This window comes from Okeania hirsuta, assembly GCF_003838195.1.
Lineage (GTDB): Bacteria > Cyanobacteriota > Cyanobacteriia > Cyanobacteriales > Microcoleaceae > Okeania > Okeania hirsuta.
The window spans coordinates 1-3394 of sequence record NZ_RCBY01000429.1; the positions used below are offsets into that span (position 1 = coordinate 1).

The following is a 3394-nucleotide window of genomic DNA, read 5'->3' on the forward strand; positions in this document are numbered from 1 at the left end:
ACAAAGATAATTCCAGTATGAATTCGGTCTTTAAATCTTAATTTCAGTAGTTAGTGTAAATATTACGCTAACTTTTTTTGTCCAAAGTCCTATATTTATTGGACTTATATCATATCCGCTGAATAGTGTAATAAAAAACTTTCTTCTTTTTTCCTCCTGACTCCTGATGACTGACTCCTCCGTAGCTCGTGTACTTATGGTATAAAAAGAAAACGTAGAAATGTTCTCCAAAATATCCCTGTATATTATAAAGTCTACTATTCAACATGAAAAAAACTCTATTTTTAAATCCCCCTTCCTTTGATGGTTTTGATGGAGGTGCCGGAGCTAGATACCAAGCAAAACGGGAAATTACTTCTTTCTGGTATCCCACTTGGTTAGCTCAACCTGCTGCTCTAGTTCCTGGAAGTAAATTGGTAGACGCTCCTCCCCATAACCAAACAGTGGAAGATGTGCTGAAAATTGCTAAAGATTATGAACTGGTAATTATGTACACCAGTACCCCTTCCCTCCCCAATGATGTTAAATGTGCAGAGGCAATTAAAACTCAAAACCCTGAGACACAAGTAGGTTTTGTTGGCGCTCATGTGGCAGTTTTGCCTGAAGAAACTCTTAAAGATAATCCAATTATTGATTTTGTCTGTCGCAACGAATTTGATTATACCTGCAAAGAATTATCCGAAGGAAAATCTTTTCCAGAAATTAAAGGGTTGAGTTTCCATGATTCCCAAGGCAATATTCACCATACACCAGAACGAGAATTGATTCACGACTGGGATGCTATGCCTAGTGTTTTTCCGGTTTATGCAGAACATCTGGATATTCGTAAATATCTAATTGGTTATTTACTCAATCCCTACATCTCCTTGTATACAGGTCGCGGTTGCCCTGCTAAATGTACTTTCTGTTTGTGGCCACAAACTATCGGTGGACATCAATACCGGGCTAAAAGTCCCGAAGCAGTAGGGCAAGAAATGGCAGAAGCAAAAGCTATTTGGGGCAGCTCTGTGCGAGAATACTTTTTTGATGACGATACCTTTACTATTGATAAAAAACGAGCGATCGCTATTAGCGAACATTTGAAACGACTGAAGCTAACCTGGAGTTGTAATGCTCGTGGAAATTTAGATTACGATACTCTTAAAGAATTGAAAAATAACGGTCTGCGTTTGCTGTTGGTAGGTTTTGAATCTGGAAATCAACAAATTTTGGATGGAGTCAAGAAAGGAATTAAGTTAGAAGTCGCCCGCAAATTTATGGAAAATTGCCATAAGTTGGGGATTAAAGTTCATGGAGCTTTTATTCTCGGTTTACCCAATGAGAGTAGGGAAACTATTGAGGAGACTATCCGTTTTGCTTGTGAAGTAAACCCCCATACAATTCAAGTCTCGATCGCTTCCCCCTACCCTGGAACAGAATTATATAGTCAAGCTCAGGAAAATGATTGGTTTACTGGCGATGCTTTGGTTGCTAATTCTGGAATTCAGATGTCATCGTTACAGTATCCTAATTTGTCAGGTAGTGAAATTGAAGATGGAGTAGAGCAGATGTATCGTCGGTTTTATTTTAGACCGAAGTCAATTATTCCTATAGTTGGTGAAATGCTAGTAGACCCGCAAATGTTAGTGCGTCGTTTGCGTGAAGGTAAAGAATTTCTTTCTTATCTGAGAGAACGTCATCAGAGAGCAGCGAGTCATTAATTGGCTAAAAGAAGTCAGATTAATCTACCTGTTTCTCAGTCAAAGCTTTATTCTAATTTTCTTTCTTCTAATTTTTTCAGAAATGCTGTGTTGTTACCACGCACCAGCATCAATTAGTACGATTCCAGGTCGATAACCTCTATCTAAACTACGCTGCTTCATAAAACCGACATAAAACGTCATATAGTCAGGACTTACGCAAAGACACTATATATAGCGCATAGTAAATAGAGCGATTGCTGACGCAAAGCTCCGCTAACGCTATAATTTTTTTCAGCGATCGCCCAGTATTTCTGATTCTATCTCTATCCATAAAAACTTAAATAACCGTCATTTTAATTGCAGCATATTTGAGTTCAGATACTAGATATTTAGATAATAATTGATGTTTTAGTTGATAAATAGTTTTTCCCAGAATGTTTGCCATTTTTTTCAAATGATTCCAAACCAACATAGCACAAGCAATATGATTTATAGCGCTGTGTGCAGGCAACAGCTCATCTGGCAACAGCTCCGGAAGGGGGAATAAATTGCCGATAAGATAAGATTTTAGCTATTTTGCCCCTCCTGCAATTTGTAAATATACCAGCGCTCATTGCTATATTTGGATTTTTCTCAGACGACATTGACAGGAACCTAGACCTGTTAATTGCTTAATTCTGGCGTGAAATTATTCGATTTTCTATCTGGTTTGAGATTCAAATTCTACATCATCTTTACTGCATTAGCTCTCGTCATTAGTAGTAATATATTCTGTTGGTGTTGGTAGAAACATTTACCCAGAATAGCTTGACTGTCTTGAGTGCGTCTTACATTCTGAGGAGACCTCAGAATTACGCACTCGCTTTTTATTCCTTGGAAAACCTTTAATTTTAATTATTTTACCTGATATTTTTTCTGATTCATTCCAGCTTAATTCAGCAATATTTTTATATTTTTCTACACCACCAGTGTCATCTACGTACGCGATTTACTTTTAAGGGGCAATAATAAATTTTTCCTAGGTTATCTATCAATGCCATTAATCTTGTTGTTGCATACAAATTATCCATTAATACAGTTTTAAATAGTAATTTCTTCTTTTTGACCACATTAAATATTATTTATTCAACATGATCTATTTTAGTTTTATTGTCACTATCTGGGTCGTAAATACGATAATCTTTTATCCAAAATAGTTCGGTTTTGGGATGAAAATATATACAATTAACTATTCCTATACTCAGAATTACTTGATGTACCGATACCACTATATTGTCGTCGCGCAAGTGCCTCTTTTCCTTCGGAATGCTTCGCAAACAGAGGAGCTTTGCTATCAATATAGGAGCAGGAATAAAGTTTTTTGCTTATTGCCAATTACAGGAGTTTTCCAATTAATAAGGTACAAAGTTTTATAACTCTAGGAAACAGGAAAAAGAATTAACAAGCTGTACCTCATTATCTAGGCAAAGTGCTATTATATCAATAATTTTACTGACGGCGATCGCCTATTGTCACATCGGTAATAAAATCCATCAATAAGCTATTAAATTTCTCTGGTGTTTCCCAATGTGGAGCGTGTCCCGCATTGGCAATAAATTCAATTCCTCCATTCCAAAGAGTGGGCATTTTCAATTCTGCTATATAATCAGCATTTACCAACTGCTCTTGTTCCCCATGAATAATCATTAAAGGAATCTTCATATTACCCACAA

At 36.5% G+C, this 3394-nt stretch carries 4 protein-coding genes; 1 reads left to right on the plus strand and 3 read right to left on the minus strand.

Annotated features, from left to right (window positions below; translation table 11 throughout):
* Positions 1-266 precede the first annotated feature (266 nt).
* The gene (hpnJ, locus tag D5R40_RS31350; protein ID WP_124155756.1) at positions 267-1700 is read left to right on the plus strand and encodes a hopanoid biosynthesis associated radical SAM protein HpnJ; all 1434 of its coding nucleotides are present in this window, start codon (positions 267-269) and stop codon (positions 1698-1700) included.
* A 319-nt stretch (positions 1701-2019) separates the two neighbouring features.
* On the opposite strand, the gene D5R40_RS36600 is transcribed toward hpnJ, so the two are convergent.
* The 3 genes from D5R40_RS36600 to D5R40_RS31355 all read right to left on the minus strand — a co-directional run.
* The gene (locus D5R40_RS36600) at positions 2020-2193 is read right to left on the minus strand and encodes a hypothetical protein (protein WP_161565141.1); all 174 of its coding nucleotides are present in this window, start codon (positions 2191-2193) and stop codon (positions 2020-2022) included.
* Positions 2194-2803: 610 nt separating this feature from the next.
* Entirely contained in the window at positions 2804-2968 is a 165-nt protein-coding gene (locus tag D5R40_RS36605; RefSeq protein ID WP_161565142.1) for a hypothetical protein, read from the minus strand.
* A 202-nt stretch (positions 2969-3170) separates the two neighbouring features.
* A partial coding sequence (locus tag D5R40_RS31355; protein WP_205127788.1) for an alpha/beta fold hydrolase occupies positions 3171-3394 on the minus strand: 224 nt, incomplete at its 5' end.

What these genes read in the sequence shown, in the direction of transcription:
- hpnJ (WP_124155756.1), top strand. Translation starts at nt 267, where the DNA reads ATGAAAAAAACTCTATTTTTAAATCCCCCTTCCTTTGATGGTTTTGAT.